Below are 17,316 nucleotides of genomic sequence, written 5' to 3'. Positions count from 1 at the left end.
TCGCAAGGGGCCTAAGTGCCCTGCCACCGAGTCCGAAAATATCTCACTATTTGAGATGTAAGTATTCTATGCTGGGACAATGTCGAATGAAAATCTCACCGTCCCAGATCCGCGCCGGGTCGGTGTCGTGGACAAAGTCGTCATTATCTTGGACGCGCTGGAAGTGGGGCCAGCCAACTTGTCCACGCTGGTGGAGCGTACCGGCATCCCCCGTCCGACAGCTCACCGCATTGCTACCTCCCTGATGGGGCACCGGTTACTCAGCAAGGACGACTTAGGTCGCTATATGCTAGGCCAACGTCTCACGGAGCTATCGTCGGCTGTGGGCTCGGACCGTCTGATGAGTTCGGCAGATCCTATTCTTCAACAGCTTCGGGACCTTACCGGCGAAAGTGCGCAACTCTTTCGCCGTCAAGGCCAGTTCCGGGTCTGTGTCGCGAGCGTGGAACGGCCAGTCGGGCTCCGTGACACCATCCCCGTTGGATCTCGTCTGTCGATGAAAGCCGGTTCGGCGGCCCAAGTACTTTTGGCTTGGGAGGACCACCAGCGATTGGTGTCCGGGCTCGCCGGCGCCAAGTTTACACCTACGGCATTAGCTGCGGTGCGCCGGCGGGGGTGGGCTGAATCCACAGCAGAGCGAGAAGCAGGTGTAGCCTCCGTTTCCGCCCCGGTGTTCGGGCGCAACGGTAAGGTTCAAGCCGCTGTCTCTATTTCAGGCCCCATTGAGCGTTTAACGGTTCACCCTGGCCGGTTGCATGCAGAAGTCGTGATTCGAGCTGCAAACCAGCTGACGGAATGGCTCGGCCAAAACTCTTTGCCTCAGTCGTGATCAAGCGAAGTGATCCCAACCGCCCAGTTCTATCGTCAGCGCCTCTTGGGCAGCCGCCAGCTCAGGATTTGTCGTCGATTCGAACAGCACCGCATCTTTTTGATCCGTTTCAATGATTGTGCCGACTTTCACGAACGACTCGGGCAGCTGGACGTGTTGGGATGCAATCGTGAGCAGGGCGTAGTCTTCTCCCCCGTTGAGCACCCATGTCCACGGGTTCGCGCCGTGACGCTGTCCGAGAATGGTCAGCGGTTCAAGCCACGGTTGCAGCGCGTCGACATCAAGCGTGACCCCTAGTTTCTGACCGCTGGCGGCACTGCTGGCGCGCAGGATTCGGCGAATGTCTCGGACGAGACCGTCTGATAAGTCCATCCCGCAACGTGCCCCGGCTTGTACTGCGGCGGGCCCTGCCCAGAGTGGTGGCTCCGGATAAAACTGTGTGTTTTTCGGCAGCGGTAGCTCACTCGTATCGTTCGACAGCAAGTGTTGTAAGGCAGCGGCAGCCGTGCCAAGGTTGCCGCAGACATAGACGCTGTCCCCCGGCCGGGCTGTGTCTCTGCGCAAGACGTCTGTACCGGGCTCTCCGGTCACGGTAACGGTAATGGTGACTTCTTCTGCGATCCCTAAATCGCCTCCGGCTAGGACGGCTCGGGTCGCTCCCAGCTTGTGGCACGCTGCTTGCAGTCCTTGGCCGAATTCGTACAGCCACTGACGTGTCGTGTTGCTCGGCAGTGATAGGGACAGGAATATCCCGGTTGTTTCTGCACCCATGGCGTTGATGTCGGAGACGTTTTGCGCGATGGCTTTGAAGGCAACACTATGTGCGGGTTGTTCTGTTTCGTTGGGCCACCGGTCCACGTAGTCGTGGTTTTCGATCATCGTGTCAGTGGAGAGCAGGTACGATCCCGAGCACCGCAACAGCGCTGCGTCGTCACCACCAGAGATCAACACGTCTGGACCGGAAAGTAAGTCTTCGCCGACACCAGCCTGGAGGATTTCTAGAACCTGTTCCTCTGTCAGGCCCTCCAAGGCACCGTTCAGTTCGATCAACGCTGGAGCCTCGCTGCTGCTACTTCGTCATTGAAGGCATGGTACCGATCGATCTCGGATTTGGTTGGTTCAACGATTTGCCGCTCTACGACTTCTTTAATGCCCCGCAGCAACCGTTTACGGACTGCACGTCGGCGTTGTCGGGCTCCTGCTGCAACAAACAGCCGTGCCGTCATGGCTAAGAAGATCCCAAGTACAAGTCCGAAGGCCACGAGCAGGGTCGGCAGCGGCCATCCTTCAACCACGGGCGCTTCGGGCAGCGGTAGTTGAAAGAATCCTGCGACTGGATAGGCCAACAGCCAACCCAATCCAACAATGGTCGCGAGCATGGCTACCCATTGGATCGTGTTAAAGAGGTACCACCACCATGACTTTTTATTGCCGCCAAGATCCGTGCGGACGATCGCCTGGTCTAGATCTTCTTCGAGATTCTCGCTCTCGCTTGCGACCCGTTCCCGGATTACTTTGATCCATAAGTCAGGTGCGCCTTCAGACACGGAACCGACAAAGCTGCGGATGGCAGAGTCCGCCTTAGCTTCACTGGCTGCGTTGCGTCCGGGCAACGAACTGCGGTGCACCTCAGGTTTGTGTTCTGCTGTAGACGACTTTGGTGAAGCTGTCTTCAGGTGCAGCCGTTGCAACGGATCGACACGTAACCGACCGAGCCAGCGAGTGAAGGCCCAACCAGTGCGCTTGGTGGCTTCGTGCCGGTAGGATCCGGCTGCCGCGTCAGCTATGACATCCACATGTGCCGCTTCTCCGAGGTCTTTCACTAGGTCCTCAACGTCACGCGATTTCACGGTGAGTCGCTGTTTGCCACCTGCAAGCTCGTCAAGATGCTCTGCGCTGCGGTGCACATCAGCCAAGAGTCGCTGTGAGGAAGCCATCTTGCCTGCCACGATACGTGCCAAGATCTTCCGTAATTCGGGGACGCCTTCACCGGTGACAGCTGATGTGGTCACTAAGTGTTGCGGAGAGATCCCTTCAGAGTTCAAGATACTCGTCAGGGAATCGACAACTTGTGGCTGTTGCGACACGGCGAGTCGGTCGATCTGGTTCAGCACGACGATCGTGACGCCGTCGTGAGTGGCCAGAGGAATTAGGAAGTCATGGTGGAGTGCGGCGTCAGCATACTTCTGTGGGTCTAGCACCCACACCAGTACGTCAACTTGTCCGGCCATGCGTTCGACGATCTGCCGGTGTTCGGCTTTGATGGAGTCGAAATCTGGCAGGTCTAGCAGCACCAGTCCAGTTTCCAAGTCTTGGTCGCGGCTGAAGGAAACCTCCGTTTCGGCATCCATGACGTGTCGTTCGTCGACTTGTAACCAGTCCAGCAGATCAGCGACCCCCGCCTCACCCCAGATGGCAGCCTTGGGTTCGGAGGTGGTTGGGCGGATTGCTGCCGTGCGCGCCAGTTCGGTGCCGGTCACCGCATTGAAAAGTGCTGACTTGCCTGAACCGGTTGCACCAAAGAAACCGACCACGGTGTGCTCGGCTGACAATGAGCGGCGTGCGACGGCTGATTCTAGGACTCGTAAGACATCGTCAAGGTCTTCATCAGCAATGGCGCCGGTCGCTAGTTCACGTGCCTTGGTCAGGTGCCCTAGTTTGGCTTCTAGCGGGCTCAGATGTGTTTTGCGGCGGCGACGGCTCACGCGTTGTCCTTTCCGGCGGGTTCGGTCCGGGCTAGCTCTTCAAGGGGAGCCATAACTGGAGTCAGGGTCGGCTCATCAGGCAGTTCTGGAAGCAACGCGCGGAAGCGTGCTTGTTCCGACTCCAAAAGATCGTTAACGTGGTTGCTCAGCAACTTTTGGGCTTCGGCAGCTAGCGCACGAACCGCTTCGTCTCCGAAAATCGTCTCAAGAACTTTCTGCCCCAGTGCTGCTGAACCTCCGGCGATGCCCAGTTCGATTCCGGTCAGTCCGGCCGTGGATGCGAAAGCGACGATCATGAGGGCAACAGCAGCACCATTGATACCGAAGGCTGCAAGTCGTGCGGTCATCCGTTTTGAGGCGCCTTCACGCTCGATCAACTCCATCAGCTCTCGCTGCCACAACCGGATTCGTTGAGCCACTTCCGCACTGAAGTCATCAGGCAGGCGGGCCAGATCCTGGTTGCGTAGCAGCTGAGCTCCGGAGCGGTTGGCGGACCAACGTTCTACGGTCTGTTCTGCCGCAGCGGCTGCTTGCGCGACGATGACCGCGTGAAGCCCACATTCGATGGCTTCTTCAACTTGCACGATTGGCTTCGGCTGGCCCGTAATGAAGGCTGCAATATTGTCACGCCAACGTGAAACTGTGGCTTGGACACCGCGCATGAACTCTCCGGTGCCAACGAAGTCTTGCCACCGGTTGAGTACCTCGCCCCGCAGCAGGGTTCCGTCGGAGGATGCAGCCCGGATTCGGTCCGCTGCGGATCCGTAGGCCTGTTCCAATTGTCCCACCAGCATTGCACGCTCATCCAACTGCTGCTGTTCGGCGTCCGCTAGCTCATGCACTTGTCCGGAAAGCTGGCGGATAGCACCATGCAATGTACGTTGGGCAATCTCTGAACGTGTCTCAGAGTTGGAGGCGAGTTGAATGAGCCAGCTCTTCAGGTCTTGGACATGGTAGGGATCCAGCATCCCGTAGTCGTCGAGAGAAACTTCTGGGACAACGAAGAGTTTAGCTTCACTTAGTCCTTCTGCATCAAGCATTCTCTGCAGGTCTGCACTGACTTCAGATGCCACGCCCTCCGGCACTCGGTCTAGGACGACTGCCAACGTGATATCGCGTGCAGCGGCTTCGTGCAGTAGCTGCCACGGAACCGCATCTGCATAACGATTCGCGGTTGTGACAAAGATCCACATGTCCGCTGCGGACAAGAGTTGTTTGGCAAGGGTCCGGTTCTCATCAGAGATGGAATCAATGTCCGGCGCATCGAGGATGGCGATACCTTCCGGGAAGACATCGTCGAAGGGAATCAGGACTAAGGAGTCGGCGGCCTGATGACCGCTGAGCCCATCATCGAGTTCATGTGCCGGAGTGGGAACGACAGGACGGTCGAAGACCTTTTTGCCGGTGATGCGTTTCAGCTCGGGAAAGATCCGTTTGCTGTTAAACCAATGTGTGTCCTCGTTATGGTGCAGCAAGATGGGCTGCCTAGTGGTCGGACGGATGGCTCCCGCCCTTGTCACGGGGTAGCCGACGAGCGCGTTCACTAACGTGGATTTGCCTGCACCGGTGGAGCCGCCCACCACTGCGAGCAGGGGTGCGTGCAAGGATTCGTAGCGAGGAATGATGTAGTCCTGCAGCTGTGCAAGGACTGAGTCCCGGAGGGTGCGTCGTTCGGCGACTTGGTCCACCACCAACGGAAGATCCAGTTGCTGGAGACGATCCTTCAGAAGGGACAGCATTTCGAGTGTTTGACTCGGTTGCTGGTTAGGTTTCACAGCCACGTACACTTCCTGCCGATTGGGTTATCAGAATCATAGCTCTACTTAGTAGTACTACGATCTTAAAGGAAAAAGACGGCCAGCAAACGCTGACCGTCTTTTCTCTCTCGTGACCCCAGCGGGATTCGAACCCGCGTTACCGCCGTGAGAGGGCGGCGTACTAGGCCGCTATACGATGGGGCCGTCGTTGGGATACCAGGACTCGAACCTAGAATAACGGTACCAGAAACCGTTGTGTTGCCAATTACACCATATCCCAATTATGCTTTACGTCTTCGGGGCTAACCCCTCAGCACGAGATATAACTCTACATGGCCTGCTCGGTTTTTACAAAACGAGCAAAAAGACCGTGTTTGCTGGGCTTCAGACCCACAACGCAAAGCACTGATGTTTAGTTGTTTGCCAAGAATTCCTTGAAGTGGTTCAACCGACGCAAAGAGGACTCCTTGCCGAGAATCTCCAAGGATTCAAACAGCGGCGGCGAAATTCGTTGACCCGAAACACCGGTTCGGACAGGCCCGAATGCGTGCCGTGGCTTCAGCTCCAAGCCATCGATCAAGGCGGCACGCAAAGCGGTTTCGACGGCCTCTGTGGTGAAGCTCTCAGCCGATATTTCATCCAGTGCAGAAATAGCAGCGTCAACCACTTCCGTGAGGTTTTCCGGCATTCCCTTCAACGCATCTGGGGCGTACGTGATTTCGGTGTCCTCAGTGAAGAGGAAGCCGATCAAGCCGGGGGCTTCGCCAAGGAGCTGCAGCCGGGTCTGGATCAGTGGTGCCGCTGCTACCAAGATTTCGCGTTCACGCTCTGTCAGGTCTTCTCCGACGACATCCGCCGCCTGGAGGTAAGGAATCAAGCGTTCGGTGAAGTCAGCTTCGTCCAGCATCCGGACATGTGTAGCGTTGATGGCCTCAGCCTTCTTCACGTCGAAGCGTGCCGGGTTTGGCAACACGTTGCTAACATCGAACTTCTCGATCAGCTGGTCCACTGTGAAGATGTCTTCGTCACCGGAGAAGGCCCAACCCAACAAAGCCAGGTAGTTTAGCAGTCCCTCACGAATGAAACCGTGCTCTTTGTGCAGGAACAGGTTGGACTGCGGATCGCGCTTGGACAGCTTCTTCTTGCCCTCACCCATCACGTATGGGAGGTGACCGAACTCAGGCATCCACTTAGCGACCCCAACCGCATACAGCGCACGGTAGAGAGCAATCTGGCGCGGAGTCGAAGACAGAAGGTCTTCACCGCGCAAGACGTGAGTGACTTCCATCAGCGCGTCGTCAACGGGGTTGACCAGTGTGTAGAGCGGCTTGCCATTGGCACGGGCCACGGCAAAGTCGGGTACCGAACCAGCCTTGAAGGTGATTTCACCACGCACCAAGTCGGTAAATGTGATGTCCTCGTCTGGCATCCGCAGTCGTAGCACGGGTTCGCGGCCTTCAGCCTTGAACTTGGCTACTTCTTCGTCGGTGAGGGTTCGGTCGTAGTTGTCGTATCCAAGTTTTGGATCCCGACCTGCAGCCTTGTGGCGAGCTTCGACTTCTTCCGGCGTGGAGTAGGAATCGTAGATGTAGCCGGCGTCCTTGAGCTTTGCCAGTACATCCTGATAGATCTCACCGCGTTGCGACTGACGGTACGGGCCGTGCGGGCCGCCCTTTTCTACACCTTCATCCCAGTCAATGCCGAGCCACTCCATGGCCTGGAGCAATTGCTGGTAGGACTCTTCGGAGTCACGGGCCGGGTCGGTGTCTTCGATCCGGAAAATTAGCGTTCCACCGCTATGACGGGCTTGAGCCCAGTTGAACAAAGCAGTGCGGATTAGGCCTACGTGTGGGGTCCCGGTCGGTGAGGGGCAGAAGCGTAGGCGCTGTGGTCGGTCCCCTACTCCGGGGACCTGTGGGTCTGCAGCACGTGGTGTACTGGTGGACTCAGTCATAACCTTGTGAAGTTCCTTAGGTTGTTTCGGTCTATCGTCGATAAAAGTTTGTCAGGGTGCCAATACCCTCAATGGTGACGGAGGTTCGTTGGCCTTCAGTCAACAGCCCAACCCCAGCAGGTGTCCCGGTCAGAATGACGTCTCCTGGCAAAAGTGTGAAGGCTTCTGAGATGTAAGAAATGAGCTGGTGGATACCAAAGACCATATCGGACGTGTTTCCGTCTTGAACCAGTGTGTTGTCCAGTTCGGTCTGAATGCTCAAGTCCTCTGGATCCAGTTCGGTCTCAATCCACGGCCCTAGCGGACATGCTCCGTCAAAGCCTTTGGCTCGTGCCCATTGTCCGTCGGTGCGTTGAGCATCCCGCGCGGTCAGATCGTTTGCGATTGTGTACCCAAAAATCACGTCGCCAGCTTTTTCTTCTGGGACATCTTTGCAGATTCGACCGATCACGACTGCTAGTTCTCCCTCATAGGAGATCTCCTCGGAAAAAGAAGGCAAGGTGACGGGCTCGTTCGGGCCCACCACCGCGGTGTTTGGTTTGAAAAACAGCAGTGGTGTAGCTGGAACTTCGTTGCCCATTTCTGCGGCGTGGTCCCGATAATTGCGTCCTACACACACAATTTTGGAGCGCGGGATGATGGGCGCCACCAAACGGACATCCGCAAGCTGGTGTACTTGTCCGGTGCGCTGTACGCCCAAGAAGAATGGGTCGCCAGCGATTTGTTCAATCGTTTCCTGGCCGGGTTCGCCTTCCACCACTCCGTAGAGTGGATCGCCGTCAAGGACGAAGCGTGCGATACGCATTTATCACTTACTCCTAGAAGATTGTTGACACAGGGCCGGAGCGGCTAGACCAGCTGGTAGAGCCAGTTGTGGCGATCTTCGACGACACCGGTTTGGATGCCAAGTAGTTCTTGGCGCAGCGCCATGGTTACGTCTGTCTTCGCCGGTGACGGGATGACTTTGTCACCATCTTTCAGCTCACCGATCGGTGTGATTACGGCTGCAGTCCCGCAAGCGAAAACTTCGGTGATTTGCCCGGAATTGATGCCCTCTTCCCACTCATCGATGGTGATTCGGCGTTCTTCAACTTTCAGACCGTGGTCCTGTGCCAGTTGCAGTAGCGACTTGCGGGTGACACCTTCCAAGATCGAACCGGAAAGCGCCGGCGTGATGAGCGTGTTGTCCTTGGTAATGAAGCAGACATTCATGCCGCCGAGCTCTTCAATGGCATTGTCATTGAGCGGGTCCAAGAACACGGACTGGCTGCAGCCGTGGGCTTCCGCCTCCAGCTGCGGGGCCAGGCTTGCCGCATAGTTGCCACCACACTTGGCCGCTCCCGTACCACCAGCGGCTGCTCTCGCATAGTTGCGTGATACCCAGATCGACACTGGCTTCAGCGGACCGCCAAAGTAATTGGCCGCCGGTGAGGCGATCACCCGGAACGAGTATTCCAACGCAGGCCGAACCCCAAGGAATACTTCCGAAGCGTACGTGAAAGGACGCAGGTAGAGCGCTTCCCCATCACCATCTGGCACCCAAGCTTGATCGATTTCGACCAGTTCTTTGAGCGCTTGCACAAAAACATCTTCTGGCAATTGAGGCATCGCCAGTCGAGCCGCGGAACGGTTCATCCGTTTGGCGTTCTCGAACGGTCGGAAGGTCCAGACCGAGCCATCCGCGTGACGGTATGCTTTCAGACCTTCGAAGATCTCTTGTGCGTAGTGCAGAACCGCTGCGGCCGGATCCATCATGATCGGACCGTATGCTTCGATGCGTGGGTTACGCCAAGCACCGTCTTTATAGTCAATGATGACTTGGTGGTCGGTGAAATGAGTCCCGAAACCGGGGTTCTGCAGCACCTTGTCACGCTCGACGTCAGTGGTCGGAGTCTGGGTGAGGTGACGGGTGAATTCCATGATGGGGCGCGCGTCCTTTCGTGTAGCCCTGTAGCGGTGCCTCGTTAGTGACCCATGGCGGTGACGATAGCGTCACCGATTTCTTGGGTTGAGCGCGGGGCTGGATTTTCAGCGCGGGCGTTCATATCAGCCAAGACAGCGTTTTCGATGCGCTTGGCTGCTTCGCTCAAACCGAGGTGGTCGAGCAGCAAGCTTGCGGAAAGGATAGCAGCGGTTGGATCTGCCTTACCCTGTCCTGCGATGTCCGGGGCGGATCCGTGGACCGGCTCGAACATTGATGGTGCGGTACCGTCAATGTTAATGTTGCCGCTCGCTGCAAAGCCAATTCCGCCCGTGACAGCAGCAGCAAGGTCCGTGATGATGTCACCGAAGAGATTGTCGGTGACAATCACGTCGAAGCGCTGCGGATCAGTAGTCATGAAGATCATGGCAGCGTCCACATGCAGGTAGTTCCATGTGACGTCCAGGTAGTCCTTGGCGACAGCTTCAACGGTGCGGCGCCACAAGTGACCGGCATTGACCAAAACATTGTGTTTGTGGACCAACGTCAGCTTCTTGCGCGGACGTGCTTGAGCCCGCTCAAAAGCATCCTTGACCACACGGTGAACACCATGTGCCGTATTAATGGATACCTCAGTGGCAATCTCGTGGGGAGTCCCCTCGCGGATGACGCCACCGTTACCAACATAAGGGCCCTCGGTTCCTTCGCGAACCACGATGAAATCGATCGGTTCATCCGAAGCCAACGGCGTAGCCACACCTGGGTAAGTCTTAGACGGGCGCAAATTCACGCAGTGGTCCAAGCTGAAACGAAGCTTCAACAACAGCTCACGTTCGATCAGACCTGATGGAATACGGGTATCGCCCGGAGCGGCACCAATCGCGCCGAAAAGAATTGCGTCATGGGTCTTGATCTTGGCCAGCGTCTCATCAGAAAGAGTTTCTCCGGTAGCAAGCCAGTGATCCGTACCGAGCGGGTACTCGGTGAGCTCGAAAGAAACTTCATCGTTCTTCGTAGCCGCAAACAGTGCCTTCTTGGCCTCTGCTACAACCTCTGGACCGATACCGTCTCCAGCGAGCACGGCAAGATCAATCGTTTTAGCCAATTCTAGTTTTCCTTTGTTGTAAGGCGTGGGCGCGGATGGTTCCTAGCGAACGTACCTCGCTAGGGCCGTATTCCTAGCCATGATTATCTCTTCAGACTATTTTAGGAGTCTACGAGCTTTCTTACCGACTCTGGCTACCTTCGACAGTCCCATCCGGTCTAAAGGTTTTCGAATCCGGTCTAAACGTATCTGAAGTTTTTCAACATACCTTTCCAAGTTCTTGATCCTGTCGTCCCTCTGTTTCAACCGGAGTGTCAGATTCTCGATCTTCTTCAGGTGTTGTTTTCGTTCGATGCGCAGAGATTGCTGTTTTTCGGTTAACTCTCGATTCACACGCTCTAGCTCCACCACCGAGTGTGAACCAACCACCGTGTGAGGATTGGTTGCAATCTTCTGAAACCACTCCTCAGCTTTCGCGTTCCCCTCGATTTCTGCAAACACATCTCTCAGGAGCGGCGAATCACTGTCGCTCTCTCCAGCCAGCCTAATCATTACCCGCCCAGACCGAATCGTCACTGAAATCGTCCTACTCAACAAGGACGTTCCTTCAACTTGGCCTAAGAGATCTGTGGAATGACGAAGAATCAACAGGTCGTCATCGTATTGGTCAACAGGATCTAAGCGATTAAACAGTTCTTCGCTAACTTTGGAATAGCTTCTCTCGCTTGCTACTTCGTAACAACGTTTGGCAGCCCTTTCAACCTCCGTCCTCATTGATGGTAAGTTCCGCAATAAATTGATGAACTCGGTCATCGTGGAAGCATAAAGAGGATAGTCCTCACCTAGAATCGCAACATTCACTGGCGAAGGATTTACTATGGAGGGTTTACCTAACGCACCATATTCGAGTATTTTGGTCGAAAACTCTGTGCTTGCGTCTAAGCTAGGTGACCGCCACCCGATACCGACATCACTGTTGCTTATCAGTTCCCTGGAAATCACTCGCGTGACACCGCCTACCCAGCTAACATTCTGGGAATTGTTGAGTAACCACTTAGTCTCTCTAACGAAATTCGGATTTTCTGGATCATCACGGAATGCATCGCCAGCCACAACCAATTCCAAGTCAGGCGTTTGCAACCTTGCAGTATTGAAGCCTGACAGTATCTTCTCCGGAATCCAGTCAGGGAAAAACTTTCCAGTGTAAACGAGTCGGTGTGGTCTTTCCGGCTGCTTATAATCTTCGAAAGCACTATAGGGATCCGGAACAAACGGCTTTAGTATAAAAATATCTTCAGAATCTAGCTCCGTGCATTTCGATAAGATTTGATCCCGCATCTCGGGAGTTTGGGCGATGAATTGAGCACCCGCCTCTGACAGGATTTTTACCCAGTGCCGCTCTTCGGATGGTACGTCTCTATCGGTAAAAGCGAAACGCGTCACATAGACGTGAGTCTTACCAGCGGACTTGGGGCACAGTTTCAAAAATCTAGCCGCAGTCTCGTTGTCACGAATAATGATTGCGTCGTATTCGAACTTATCGTCTAAGAACTGAAGCAGTCGTGCGCTTTGCTTCCTGTCCAGTGAATTACCACTGAGTGAAACCTCGTATGGCCCCTCAAATTGACTCTCAAAGGGGTCAATAATTTTGACATTCTCCAGAGTATGCAGTTCGTCAACTACGTGTGTTTTTGTAATACGCCACCGTGATAACAAATCAACGTTTACTCCAGGACGCCCTCCAAGCATTGCTGCAAGTGCTGCCATAAAAAAGGCAGAGCCGTCAATGGTATTCAGATTTATAAACCCAAATGCTAAGATCTTAAAAGGTTTCGTTTGAATTACTGGCATGGTTGCAGTCATTGAATTTTCTCCAAAGTTTTAGTCACAGCAGTGCTTGGTTTATTCCGACTCCGAGCCACCAACCGGATACTGCCTGATAAGATATCGATCTTTGAGACCTCGAATGTGTTTGATCTCTGAAACACAGGATCCTCAGCGCTTCTTTCTCCCCCGAGTAAGGCGTATTCCAAGTCAGGACCGTTAGCTACACAAACGACACTTACGAAATCTGACTTGTTGCTCGAGGGGAGCACATCAAGACTTTTGATTCGAACAATAGACAATTCAGACAGATATTCTATTGTTTTTTCTTTTTCTTCGAAACGTTTCGCAACCATTACTAACATATGCTCAAGCTGTTCTTCCAGCAGCTCGAACTGCGTCTTCCAATCAATCAAAGTGACACCACGTTTTCGATCAGATCAAGCTCACGCAGGATGGTGTTCCTAGCGTCACATTGCGCGCCAATCGATGCACTCCCCTGGATTGATATTTGTTGATAGAATTCAGGATCAAAATAAATTCTCTCTAAAAATTGGACAATATCATTCGGGGACTCAGGAGCTCCGAGCAACCCAGACTTCTCATGTTCAATAAATTCCGGTATTGCCGAGACTGCCGTTGATATAGTTACTAAACCAGAGCTCATAGCTTCTCCAGCCGAAACACCCTGCGAGTCAAACCTGGTTGGAACTAGAAAGACTCCATGAGTGTCGTGGAGTCTTTTAATTTCATGGTGGTTAAAAAACCTATTTACCAAGCGGACGTTGGACAAATGTTTAATCTTGGCTGTGGTAGGTTCAAATAGCGGTCCCATCCCAGCTATCGTAAACGAGAAGTCCCTAAACCAAGGCCGTTTTGCAGCCTCTAGGATTGCCTCAATCGTTATGTCGTTGGCGTATTTATACGACGCATAAGGTCGTAGGGACAACACTCGTAACCGATCTGAGGGTTTTTTCCCACGAAACGAGAAAACTTCGCGGTCTACAAGATTATGGATTATCTGGCCATTAGTGATTGGCACTCCCGCATCCGGTTCTACGATATGGTTTTGGAACCATTCCGAGACGTTGACAAAAGTCAGATCAAGCTCTTTCGTACCAAACAGATACGACATGAAAGAATTCTGATGGGCATAGTACGAAGACTTCCGCCTCAGAGCCTCTCGAATGTCCCCGCTCGACTCTAAATAGTTGAACCATCTTCTATGCCAAGCTTCAGTCTCGAAACCGTGAAGCCACACGATCACTGGTTCCTTAACTTTTAGATGAACCAAAGGCTCTATCATGCCTTCATTCACGAAATGGACCAAGTACGCGTCATACTTCGCACTGTCGCTGATATGACCGGCTAAGTGATGCCGATTGCCTATGAAAACTTGTACGCCCTCATACTCATAATCTTTATTTTGCCTAAAATGATCTCCTAGCACAAAGACCACGACTTCGTAGCCCAGCCGTTTGTATCCGAGTACCCGTCGATGAATGAATCCGTTTCGGTAGATTGACGACTCGGAAGGGTACGTGTTTGCTATGACGAGAAGCCGTTTACCTGGAACTTGCCGCCTGTATGTGGGAGTGGGCGGCTCCTTCCACAGTTCAAATTCTTTCTGAAAATAACTAGGCCAAGCGATATGATCTTGTTTGACGCCAATTCCCATTTGTCCAGAGGTTAGTTTCTCGGGCAGGGCAGACCATGAGATTACCGTGCTGTAGAGACCCACTGCTTTAAGCGATCGATGCAGTTCTATGAGGGTTGCATCTTGCTCGTCCTCTAAGTTGAGTCGTGCTAGTGTTCCGACCAGCGGCCGTTCCCGTGGCGTATCAACCGTATCTGTGGAGAGGTACAGATAGACGGGTAGCTTCCGCTTTTCATCGGTGACAGATTCTAGCTGTCGGATCGCATACAATGCTTCCCTCCAACCACAGTCCCCTACGAGCAACAAACTCCGATTAGTCTCGTGCAGGAGCGCTGTTAAACCTCTCCACCAGTCCCCCATTTCTTGTCCGTCATAGATAAGAAATTTTGTTAGCGGAACTATGTGGACGTTAAAGCTACTAGGCTGAGGGATGAGTGCCTTATGCGGGAAAAAATTATTGAGCACTTCTCGCGAGTCGACTTCATGCGCTTCGCATGAATACCATTGCAATTCAACGTTCATAAATAAGTGGAGCTCTGGGGACGCCGCGCTTCATCCGGTTATCCCTGTAGACACTCTACCCCGCAATTCTCTTGTACTAGTCAGTAAAATCGATCCAGTTTAGTATAACGTTTCTAATCGACAGGACACACCACATTCGGCAGCATGGATGCGAATGACACTAAAATCGGATTTGGTGTTTTAGCTTCATCCCAACCGGATAGATTCGCTTACCGTTGGACCGGAAGTTTCAGGTCGTCGGTGACCGCTCAAATAATCCAGCGGAAAATTGTACGAACAAGTCTGTTTGTCCCAAGTTCATTCAGAAGAACGATTGTGCTCGATTCGAATCGACGACAAGCATCTAATCTGTGTCCCATCAGAGTGTTCTCATCCCCATGAAATGTTTTCATGTCTCTTCCCTCTCCCGACGGTCTGGAAATCCGAATCCGCACACTTCCAAACTTGAGATAAGCAATTCATTCTAAGAGATGTAGCTGCGTGGGTGCCGTCCCCCAACCTGCCCGATCGACCAACAGAGTGTGCCGCCGCGGATTTTAGGTAGAGCGAGCGTGGATCCCGTGAGCAGTCGTACTGCCCCAGAGTCGCGAAGAATTTGGTGCTTACCGAAACTCACGAGTAGCTGACCGTGGTCGTCATGACCACGTGCTTGTCTTGGCCCAGGTGGATGCGCACGGAGTGTCCTTGGAAGCACTCAGCACCGTCTTGCAATTTACTTACACCACTAGGCATTCGGCAATTTCGAAATCCGTATTGTGGTCCGGATCAGCTTGTTTGGCGGCAACTGCTCCAGTTGCAATCTCGTGGCGGGCAAGAATTGTTTGTATCCGTTGGACCGAAAGCCTGCAAACGGATTCGTTTCACCGCGAGCGATTACGCACCCGTTAGGAGCGTGGCTCGACACGATGCTGATGGTCGGATGCCCTTCTTGCACCGCTTTCCAACTGTTCGGAGAAGTCTGCTCTACGAGGTAGTCACCGAATTGCCAAAATGTGTCAAAGGTCTTTTCCTCTTCAGTTTCCTAATAGTCATAGATATCTATGTCACCACTGCTGTGAACGCAGAGGGTTCGATGCCACCTTGTTGTCTCGTCGTATTGTGCTGACACAGCGATAGCTCTGAAGCTTGGATCGTCGATTTGATAGGTGAAATCACCACGCACCGTTTTTTGTCGATCTTCTCGGTTAGTCGCTACAGCGACAGAGTGCGCCCGGACCGATTTCAGGTACCAGGTACGAGGATTACTTCCATAAGTGTATCGACCCGAATCTTGGAGTACTTGGGTGCCGCCAAAGCTGATGAGCACCTGGCCATGATCTGAATGTGCATGGACTTGTTTGTCTCCTGGTGGGTAGGCGCGGAGCATCGCAAACACATTATGTTCGGGGTTCTCCGTCTGCTCGGACCGAATAAACCCGAGACCGGCCCGCGGATAGACGTGCAGACCACGAATCGTAGTGTGTTCCTCATCCGCGACCGGGAGCTTGTCGCCGATCTTGAATACTGGGCCTTTGTGTTTATTCGAATCACCATATTGAGCTTGATAGCCGCCATAGTCGGTCGCGTAGGCAATTACGTTCGCCATCTTTGCGATGCGACTTTGGATGTCATCTGGTACTGCTTGGGAGGCACATGCCTCGATCTCGGCTACAACTTGCTTTGCCCAACTCATGTTGCTTCGTTGGTACATCAGCGATCCCTCGAAGTCTTCGCCTTCAGGTGAAATCGAGTTGCGCAGATACTCGAAGATCAACGCACGCGCTTTTGCCACGGTATCGAGATCATTAAGTACATGGCCCATGGCATAGAGTGCCCTGTATACATGGAGCAAGTGGTTGCCTCGTGCTGGCCAATGCGCCGGGTCTTTGAGCCATTCCAAATGGTAATGCAGTAAGGCAACCAGCTCTGGATCATATCCGTAGGTGTGTAGCGCCAACGCCACGCTGCGGCTTCGTATCGCGGCACCCATATCTGACCAGACGTGGGAAATCAGTTCGTGGTTATTGCTTTCTAGACATGTTCTGGCCCACCGCTTAAGAATTAGTATGTGCAGTTTTTTAAGCTCTTCGTTCCCCGTTCTTAGGTACTCCCGGCGTAACACGTCGGCCCATCTGAAGGTGTGGTAACTGAAACGCCAATTGGCGTCGTTGAAGGGGTCCTCCCAATAAGTGGGAGGTAACGGTAGGGAGACGGGCTTGTGTGGTCTAACATGCACTTCGCCGAGCTGGCGGTAGCGAGTGGCAAGTTTCTTGTCTTGATTTGTGGCTTTGAACGAGGAATCGTTTGCGATAAAGGCCGCTTCCTCCCCCGCAAAGTCAAGAGGACGGGTTCCCTTGATCACTACACCATTCGAATCGACAAGTTTTTCTGCCTGAACTCCAAAACGGATGGCTAACTCTGCGGTCTCCACGTCATCTGTGACCGCCCACTCAACTTCTTGCAGAAATACGCGCAAAATTTTTCGACTAAGGACAGCCCAAGCGTGGTCTTCCTCGAGAGTCCTAGGTGCCAAGTGATCAAGCTGAAGCACGACTGGAAGATTTACTTGTCGCGCTGCCCACAACCCCGCGAGGCTAGCCAGTCCTACATCACCTAGAACCAACCAGTGGCTCTTAGAGCCACGTAGTTGCGCAATAATCTCGTTAGTTGTTGTTTGGAGGAAGTCCTTCGGTCCTTGGTCACTTGGAAGACCTTGACGGTTAAACCATTCCCTGCCTAGGCCAAAGATCGTGTCATCTCGAAAATGCTTGTCACTGACGACAAATGCTTCGCCCAGCTCTCGAAGTTCTGAAAACGATTGGCCAGTGGGCTCAACTAGGCCATTGTCGAGGCCATCAAGCGGTATCGATAGCAGTTCAAACAGTTGCTGGAACTGCTTCTGCGCCATCCGTTGTGACAGACTTCCCTTGATGTCTTGAGCGTTCTCTTTGAGGTATTTGCGAATGAGCCGACTGTTCTGATCTTCCGTCAAATCAGCCAGTTCCTGCGAATAGCCTGTCAGGCGCTTAGACGGATGAAGGTGAGGACTCCTAGGCACAGTATTCCGGGCCCGGCTACTAAGTCCAAGTGCGCGCGCTATTCTTCGAATCGGCAATTTTCCTC

The 17,316-nt window shown here is 53.5% G+C and carries 12 protein-coding genes and 2 tRNA genes; 1 reads left to right on the top strand and 13 read right to left on the bottom strand.

Going from position 1 to position 17,316, the window contains the following annotated elements; all coding sequences use genetic code 11:
* Nucleotides 1-79: 79 nt before the first annotated feature.
* Nucleotides 80-829 (top strand): IclR family transcriptional regulator, encoded by a 750-nt coding sequence (locus ACFFFR_RS09780; RefSeq protein ID WP_377459985.1) that lies wholly within the window; start codon nucleotides 80-82, stop codon nucleotides 827-829.
* Here ACFFFR_RS09780 and thiL read toward each other — a convergent pair whose 3' ends face one another.
* The 13 genes from thiL to ACFFFR_RS09715 form a co-directional block, all read right to left on the bottom strand.
* On the bottom strand, nucleotides 830-1,879 hold the full coding sequence (gene thiL / locus ACFFFR_RS09775; protein WP_377459984.1) for a thiamine-phosphate kinase: 1,050 nt from the start codon (nucleotides 1,877-1,879) through the stop codon (nucleotides 830-832). It abuts the gene before it with no gap.
* Nucleotides 1,876-3,534, bottom strand: coding sequence for a GTPase (locus ACFFFR_RS09770; RefSeq protein WP_377459982.1), 1,659 nt, complete (start codon nucleotides 3,532-3,534; stop codon nucleotides 1,876-1,878). Before ACFFFR_RS09770 ends, thiL begins: the two co-directional genes overlap by 4 nt.
* On the bottom strand, nucleotides 3,531-5,315 hold the full coding sequence (locus ACFFFR_RS09765) for a dynamin family protein (protein ID WP_377459980.1): 1,785 nt from the start codon (nucleotides 5,313-5,315) through the stop codon (nucleotides 3,531-3,533). Before ACFFFR_RS09765 ends, ACFFFR_RS09770 begins: the two co-directional genes overlap by 4 nt.
* 107 nt (nucleotides 5,316-5,422) lie before the next feature.
* Nucleotides 5,423-5,495, bottom strand: a tRNA-Glu gene (locus tag ACFFFR_RS09760).
* A 4-nt stretch (nucleotides 5,496-5,499) separates the two neighbouring features.
* Nucleotides 5,500-5,571: transfer RNA gene (locus tag ACFFFR_RS09755), tRNA-Gln, on the bottom strand.
* Nucleotides 5,572-5,703: 132 nt separating this feature from the next.
* A complete protein-coding gene (gene gltX / locus ACFFFR_RS09750; RefSeq protein ID WP_377459978.1) occupies nucleotides 5,704-7,245 on the bottom strand; it encodes a glutamate--tRNA ligase in 1,542 nt (513 codons plus the stop codon).
* A gap of 31 nt (nucleotides 7,246-7,276) precedes the next feature.
* Nucleotides 7,277-8,050 carry a fumarylacetoacetate hydrolase family protein gene (locus ACFFFR_RS09745; protein ID WP_377459977.1) on the bottom strand — a complete coding sequence of 258 codons (774 nt, stop codon included), beginning with the start codon at nucleotides 8,048-8,050 and terminating at the stop codon, nucleotides 7,277-7,279.
* 44 nt (nucleotides 8,051-8,094) lie between these two features.
* A complete protein-coding gene (locus ACFFFR_RS09740) occupies nucleotides 8,095-9,165 on the bottom strand; it encodes a branched-chain amino acid aminotransferase (RefSeq protein WP_377459975.1) in 1,071 nt (356 codons plus the stop codon).
* A 44-nt stretch (nucleotides 9,166-9,209) separates the two neighbouring features.
* Nucleotides 9,210-10,271, bottom strand: coding sequence for a 3-isopropylmalate dehydrogenase (locus ACFFFR_RS09735; RefSeq protein WP_377459973.1), 1,062 nt, complete (start codon nucleotides 10,269-10,271; stop codon nucleotides 9,210-9,212).
* Between the two features lie 96 nt (nucleotides 10,272-10,367).
* On the bottom strand, nucleotides 10,368-12,074 hold the full coding sequence (locus tag ACFFFR_RS09730) for a hypothetical protein (protein ID WP_377459971.1): 1,707 nt from the start codon (nucleotides 12,072-12,074) through the stop codon (nucleotides 10,368-10,370).
* Complete coding sequence (locus tag ACFFFR_RS09725) at nucleotides 12,071-12,451, bottom strand: hypothetical protein (RefSeq protein WP_377459969.1); 381 nt, start codon at nucleotides 12,449-12,451, stop codon at nucleotides 12,071-12,073. Before ACFFFR_RS09725 ends, ACFFFR_RS09730 begins: the two co-directional genes overlap by 4 nt.
* Nucleotides 12,448-14,214: a glycosyltransferase family 4 protein gene (locus tag ACFFFR_RS09720; protein WP_377459967.1), complete on the bottom strand. Its 1,767-nt coding sequence runs from the start codon at nucleotides 14,212-14,214 to the stop codon at nucleotides 12,448-12,450. The genes ACFFFR_RS09725 and ACFFFR_RS09720 overlap by 4 nt, the downstream gene beginning before the upstream one ends.
* Nucleotides 14,215-15,235: 1,021 nt before the next feature.
* Nucleotides 15,236-17,185, bottom strand: a complete 1,950-nt coding sequence (locus ACFFFR_RS09715; RefSeq protein WP_377459966.1) for a heparinase II/III domain-containing protein — start codon at nucleotides 17,183-17,185, stop codon at nucleotides 15,236-15,238.
* Nucleotides 17,186-17,316 lie beyond the last annotated feature (131 nt).

The organism is Micrococcoides hystricis (genome assembly GCF_042434215.1).
GTDB lineage: Bacteria > Actinomycetota > Actinomycetes > Actinomycetales > Micrococcaceae > Micrococcoides > Micrococcoides hystricis.
Note: the sequence above shows the minus strand (reverse complement) of the source record. Positions and strands in the feature narration are given on the sequence as shown.

What these genes read in the sequence shown, in the direction of transcription:
- ACFFFR_RS09780 (WP_377459985.1), top strand. Translation starts at nt 80, where the DNA reads ATGTCGAATGAAAATCTCACCGTCCCAGATCCGCGCCGGGTCGGTGTC.
- gltX (WP_377459978.1), bottom strand. Translation starts at nt 7,245, where the DNA reads ATGACTGAGTCCACCAGTACACCACGTGCTGCAGACCCACAGGTCCCC.
- ACFFFR_RS09745 (WP_377459977.1), bottom strand. Translation starts at nt 8,050, where the DNA reads ATGCGTATCGCACGCTTCGTCCTTGACGGCGATCCACTCTACGGAGTG.
- ACFFFR_RS09740 (WP_377459975.1), bottom strand. Translation starts at nt 9,165, where the DNA reads ATGGAATTCACCCGTCACCTCACCCAGACTCCGACCACTGACGTCGAG.
- ACFFFR_RS09730 (WP_377459971.1), bottom strand. Translation starts at nt 12,074, where the DNA reads ATGACTGCAACCATGCCAGTAATTCAAACGAAACCTTTTAAGATCTTA.
- ACFFFR_RS09720 (WP_377459967.1), bottom strand. Translation starts at nt 14,214, where the DNA reads ATGAACGTTGAATTGCAATGGTATTCATGCGAAGCGCATGAAGTCGAC.